Origin of the sequence: Streptomyces sp. WELS2 (genome assembly GCF_013870595.1) — a bacterium.
GTDB lineage: Bacteria > Actinomycetota > Actinomycetes > Streptomycetales > Streptomycetaceae > Streptomyces.
Genome location: NZ_JACBWZ010000408.1, coordinates 1 through 5563, shown reverse-complemented (window position 1 = coordinate 5563; position 5563 = coordinate 1). Strand labels below are relative to the sequence as shown.

Sequence of the window (5563 nt, the reverse complement as noted above, 5' to 3'; positions counted from 1 at the left end):
GGCGCTGGGCGCGCTCCAGCTGCTTGGTGAGCTGGGCGACCTCGCGCTCGGCCTGCTGGGCGGCGTTGGCGGCGGACTCGGCCTGGACCTCGGTCATGGAGCGGGCGCCGGTGATCTCGGCGACCTCCGGGTCGAAGGCGGCACCGCCCTGGATGATGTGGCGGGCCGCGTCGACGCCGGCGTCCTCCATCAGACGGAAGATCTGGCGCCGCTGGTGCGGCAGGGAGAGCGAGACGACCGTGCCGGTACGGCCCGCACGGGCGGTACGGCCGGCCCGGTGCAGGTAGTCCTTGTGGTCGCCGGCCGGGTCCACGTTCAGGACCAGGTCGATGCCGTCGACGTGGATGCCGCGGGCGGCGACGTCGGTGGCGACGAGCACGTTCACGTACCCGTCCTTGAAGTCCGCCAGGGTCCGCGTGCGGGCGCCCTGGGTCATGCCGCCGTGCAGCGCGTCGGCCTTCACACCGGCGTCGCGCAGCTGCTCGGCGACGCGGTCGGCGCCCAGCTGGGTGCGGACGAAGATGATCGTGCGGCCCTTGCGGGAGGCGATCGCGGCGGTGACCGGCGCCTTGTCCTTGGGCTTCACGATGAGGATGTGGTGCGACATGGTCGTCACCGCGCCCTGGGCCGCGTCCACCTCGTGGGAGACCGGGTCCTTCAGGTAGCGGTCTACCAGGGTCTGGATCTCGTTCTCCATCGTGGCGGAGAAGAGCATGCGCTGGCCGCCGGCCGGGACCTGGTCGAGCAGCTCGGTGACCTCGGGCAGGAAGCCCAGGTCGGACATCTGGTCGGCCTCGTCGAGGACGGCGATCCGCACGTCCTCCAGGGAGCAGGCGCCGCGGTTGATGATGTCGCGCAGCCGGCCCGGGGTGGCGACCAGGATGTCCACGCCGCGCTCCAGGGCGTAGATCTGGTTGCCCATGGACGTGCCGCCGCAGACGACCTTCATCTTCAGGCCGAGGACGTCGCCGTAGGGCTGGAGGGCGTCGGCGACCTGCATGGCCAGTTCGCGGGTCGGGGTGAGGATGACGGCGCGGGGCCGCTTCTTCTCGGTACGGCCCTCGGCCAGCAGGGCCAGGGTCGGCAGACCGAAGGAGAGGGTCTTGCCGGAGCCGGTGCGGCCACGGCCGAGGATGTCCTTGCCGACCAGGGCGTCCGGGATGGTCGCGGCCTGGATCGGGAAGGGGGTCGTCACGCCGTTCTGTGCGAGCTTGCGCACGATGCCCTCGGGGAGGCCGAGGTCGGCGAAGGTGGTCTGGGGGGTGGTGTCAGCGGCCTCGGGGGCCTCGGTGACCTCGTTCGTCACGTCGAGTTCGTTCTCGTTCTCGGACATGACGATCTGGTCGGTACTGGACACGGACATGCGAATGCGAAACCTTCCGGAGTCTCGTCGGCACGCGCCCGTCAACTCCGTGATTCGCTCACGACCGCCTCGATGCGGTCCGCCACGGCAAAGGAGAGTACGCGCCACACGGCGCGCTCTGTGATGGCGCCGGGCAAATGGGATCAAACGATCTACCACCATACGCACCCACCCCCCATGAAGGCAAACCGAGTGCCATAGACGCACGTCACAGTGGTCCGACCGGTTCCGGCGGAGCGGAAGGCCTCACGCCGCCGCGCCCGCCGCGGGCGCCGGTTCCCGCTGGACCAGCTGGGTCCCGGTCTCCTCGTGCGCCGGGACGACCGTCGCGACGAGCGCCGTGAGGACCGGGGTGGCCGTGGCTTCGACCGCGACCGTGACCGGGACCGTGGTTTCGAGCGCCGTGACGACCGTCGGGACGACCGGGGCGGCCGTGGTTTCGAGCGCCGTGACGACCGTCGGGACGACCGCGGTGGCCGTGGCTTCGAGCGCCGCGACGACCGTCGGGACGACCGCGGTGGCCGTGGGTTCGAGCGCCGTGACGACCGGGGCGGCCGTGGGTTCGAGCGCCGTGACGACCGGGGCGGCCGTGGCTTCGACCGCGACCGGGACCGTGGTTTCGAGCGCCGTGACGACCGTGGCGGCCGTGGGTTCGAGCGCCGTGACGACCGTCGGGACGACCGGGGCGGCTTCCGCCGCGACGACCGCCCGGGCTTCCGCCGTGACGACCGTGGCGGGCACCGGGGCAGCGACCGTCCGTTCAACCGCGACCGCCGTGACGACCGTCCGGGCTTCCGCTCCGGCGGCCACGACCGCCCCTACGGCCGTCGTGACGACCACCGCGGCACCGGCGGCTCCTTCGGCCGCCGCGAGGACAAGCCGCGCTGGAAGCGCAACGGCTGACACTCGGTGAGCTGAGGCGAGGGCCCGTACGACACCGGTCGTACGGGCCCTTCCGCGTACCTGCCGAGTGGCGCATATCACAACGGCGGGCTGGGAATTGCTGGGGACATGGCAGACGACGCGCGTGTGACCGGACAGCGGGCGGCGCCCGGCCCGTCGGACGAGGAGCGGCTGGCCCAGCTCGGTTACACCCAGGCCCTCGCCCGCCGGATGTCGGCGTTCTCGAACTACGCCGTCTCCTTCACCATCATCTCGGTCCTCTCCGGCTGTCTGACCCTGTACCTCTTCGGCATGACCACGGGCGGCCCCGCCGTGATCACCTGGGGCTGGGTCGCGGTCGGCCTGATGACGCTGTTCGTGGGCCTGTCGATGGCCGAGATCTGCTCGGCGTACCCGACCTCGGCGGGCCTGTACTTCTGGGCCCACCGGCTGGCGCCCGCGCGTTCGGCGGCGGCCTGGGCGTGGTTCACGGGCTGGTTCAACGTGCTGGGCCAGGTGGCGGTGACCGCGGGCATCGACTTCGGCGCGGCCTCCTTCCTGGGCGCCTACCTGAACCTCGAGACCGGATTCCGGGTGACCCCGGGCCGCACGGTGGCGCTGTTCGCGGCGATCCTCGTCCTGCACGGCCTGCTGAACACCTTCAACGTCCGTATCGTGGCCTACCTGAACGGCGTGAGCGTGTGGTGGCACGTCCTCGGGGTCGCGCTGATCACCGGCGCGCTCGCGCTGGTCCCCGACCACCACCAGCCGGCGTCCTTCGTCTTCACGCGCTTCGTCAACGAGACGGGCTGGGGCAGCGGCCCGTACGTGGTCCTGCTGGGGCTGCTGATGGCCCAGTACACCTTCACCGGCTACGACGCCTCCGCCCATATGACCGAGGAGACCCGGGACGCCGCCACGGCGGGCCCGAAGGGCATCGTCCGCTCGATCTGGACGTCCTGGATCGCCGGCTTCGTGCTCCTGCTGGGCTTCACCTTCGCCATCCAGTCCTACGACACCGAACTCGCCTCCCCCACCGGCGCGCCGCCCGCCCAGATCCTCCTGGACGCCCTCGGGGCCACCGCCGGCAAGCTGCTCCTGCTGGTGGTGATCGGGGCCCAGCTGTTCTGCGGCATGGCCTCCGTCACCGCCAACAGCCGTATGATCTACGCCTTTTCGCGGGACGGCGCGCTGCCGTTCTCCCGACTGTGGCACACGGTGAGCCCGCGTACCCACACCCCCGTGGCGGCGGTCTGGCTGGCCGCGCTCGGCGCGCTGGCCCTCGGCCTGCCCTACCTGATCAACACCACGGCCTACGCGGCGGTGACGTCGATCGCGGTCATCGGCCTGTACATCGCCTACGTCATCCCGACCTTCCTGCGGGTCCGCAAGGGCGCCGCGTTCGAGCGCGGCCCCTGGCACCTGGGCCGCTGGTCCGGGGCGGTCGGCGTGGTCTCGGTGACCTGGGTGCTGGTGATCACGGTGCTGTTCATGCTGCCGCAGGTCTCCCCGGTCACCTGGAAGACCTTCAACTACGCCCCGGTGGCCGTCCTCGCCGTCCTCGGCTTCGCCGCGGCCTGGTGGCTGGCGTCGGCCCGCCACTGGTTCCTGGCCCGTCCGCCGGCCCCCACACCGGCCGAAAAGTGACCATCACGCCCGCCCCGCCCACCGCGACGCGGCCGTGTCCCCGATACCCGATCGGCGAGACGGCCCCGTCCGGCTATGCTCGGACAAGCAACATCGCCCGGGCCCTTAGCTCAATTGGCAGAGCAGTGGACTTTTAATCCATTGGTTGTGGGTTCGAGTCCCACAGGGCCTACGGTGCGCGGCCGGGTCGAACAGACCCCGGCCCGCGGTGCGGCGCCCGTGCCGGCTCAGGCCGGCCCGGGCGCCGTCTCGTTCCGGGGGCGTACCGCGCCGGTCACCCCGCCCGGTACGCCCGCAGGAACGCCGACACCCCGCCCCTGATCAGGCGTTCCTGTTCCGCGGCGGGCAGTGGCAGCACCCCGTAGTGGGTGAACTGGGTGATCACATGGGAGATCAGGGCCATGAAGTGGCCCCCCGCCAGTGCCGCGTCGCCGTGCAGGTCGAGCAGGCCGGCGTCCTCCAGGCGGGCCAACGCCTCGGTGAGCGCCCGGCCGACCGGGGCCGGACCGGCCTCGTGCCAGGCCGTGAGGACCTCGGGCGGCACGTGGTCGGCCTCCGCGTGGATGTGGCGGACCAGGGCGAAGTGGTGCGCGTAGTCGGCCATCAGCCGGATGAGCCCGCGGGCCAGTGAGACCAGGTCCCGTTCGAGGTCCTCGGGGCGCGGTGGGCGCTCGGGGTCCAGCGCGGCGCGCAGCCGGGCCAGTTGGGCGTCCCGTACCTCGCCCGACGTCCAGGTGACGACCGCCCGGAAGAGCTGTGCCTTGCCGCCGGGGAAGTGGTTGTAGAGCGTGCGCGTGGAGACCCCGGCCGCGGCGGCGAGCGCGTCGACCGAGGCGCGCGCGTAACCCTCGCGGCCGAAGACCGCGCAGGCGGCGCTCGCGATGTCCTGCTGCTTGCGCAGCCTGCGCGGCGACACCTCGTCCCGTGCCCGCTCCAGCCGGGCCTCTTCCGTCCCGCCCATCCGCGCCTCCCTGGCTCCCGCGTGACCAGCCCACCCTAACCGAGGTACAACGGCCGTTGTAATTACTACAACGACCGTTGTACTTTGTTGGCAGGGCGCTCGCCGGACGCGGTCGCCCGCCATCACATCGCCCAGAGGGGGGACAGCCATGTCCGTCACCGATTCCGTCACCGGGGCCCGCGCCACCGAGGACTCGCCGCTCCGCGTCGCCGTCATCGTCGGCAGCGTGCGGGAGGGACGTCAGGGCCGCGCGGTCGCCGACTGGTTCCTCGCCACCGCCGCCCAGGCCGGCCCGGACCTCGCCTTCGACGTGATCGACCTGGCCGGGGTGGACCTGCCGCTGGTGCTGCCGGACTGGGGCGGCACGCCCGGCCCCGAGGCCGCCGCCGCGCTGCGGGAGATCTCACCGCGGCTCGCCGCCGCCGACGCCTACGTGGTCGTCACGCCCGAGTACAACCACAGCTTCCCGGCCGCCCTGAAGAACCTCCTGGACTGGCACCCGCGCGAATGGCAGGCCAAGCCGGTCGGTTTCGTGTCGTACGGCGGTCTCGGCGGCGGTCTGCGTGCGGTCGAGCAGCTCCGGCTGGTCTTCGCCGAGCTGCACGCCGTGAGCGTGCGCGACTCGGTCAGCCTGCACGGCCCCTGGTCCGGGCTCGGCGAGGACGGCGCCCCGCGCGACGCCGAGGTCTGCGCGGGCGCCGCCAAGGGCA

Annotated in this window: 4 protein-coding genes, 1 tRNA gene and 1 pseudogene; 4 read left to right on the top strand and 2 right to left on the bottom strand. The window is 72.1% G+C overall.

All coding sequences use genetic code 11. The annotated features are described in order from the left end of the window. Nucleotides 1-1363 (bottom strand): DEAD/DEAH box helicase (locus H5J33_RS21790; RefSeq protein WP_181796605.1); only part of this gene is annotated, 1363 nt, incomplete at its 3' end. A 312-nt stretch (nt 1364-1675) separates the two neighbouring features. Here H5J33_RS21790 and H5J33_RS37645 point away from each other — a divergent pair. The 3 genes and pseudogenes from H5J33_RS37645 to H5J33_RS21775 all read left to right on the top strand — a co-directional run. After that, nucleotides 1676-2266: pseudogene (locus H5J33_RS37645) on the top strand (RNA helicase); the annotation flags it as partial. A 108-nt stretch (nt 2267-2374) separates the two neighbouring features. Continuing rightward, nucleotides 2375-3892: an amino acid permease gene (locus tag H5J33_RS21780; protein WP_181796603.1), complete on the top strand. Its 1518-nt coding sequence runs from the start codon at nt 2375-2377 to the stop codon at nt 3890-3892. 99 nt (nt 3893-3991) lie between these two features. Then, nucleotides 3992-4064 (top strand) — tRNA-Lys (locus H5J33_RS21775). A 102-nt stretch (nt 4065-4166) separates the two neighbouring features. Here the strand turns inward: H5J33_RS21775 and H5J33_RS21770 are convergent. After that, nucleotides 4167-4853, bottom strand: coding sequence for a TetR/AcrR family transcriptional regulator (locus H5J33_RS21770; protein ID WP_181796602.1), 687 nt, complete (start codon nt 4851-4853; stop codon nt 4167-4169). A gap of 148 nt (nt 4854-5001) precedes the next feature. Between H5J33_RS21770 and H5J33_RS21765 the strand changes: the two genes are divergently transcribed. Then, nucleotides 5002-5563, top strand: a 562-nt coding sequence (locus tag H5J33_RS21765) for an NADPH-dependent FMN reductase (protein ID WP_181796601.1), incomplete at its 3' end; no start/stop codon positions are given.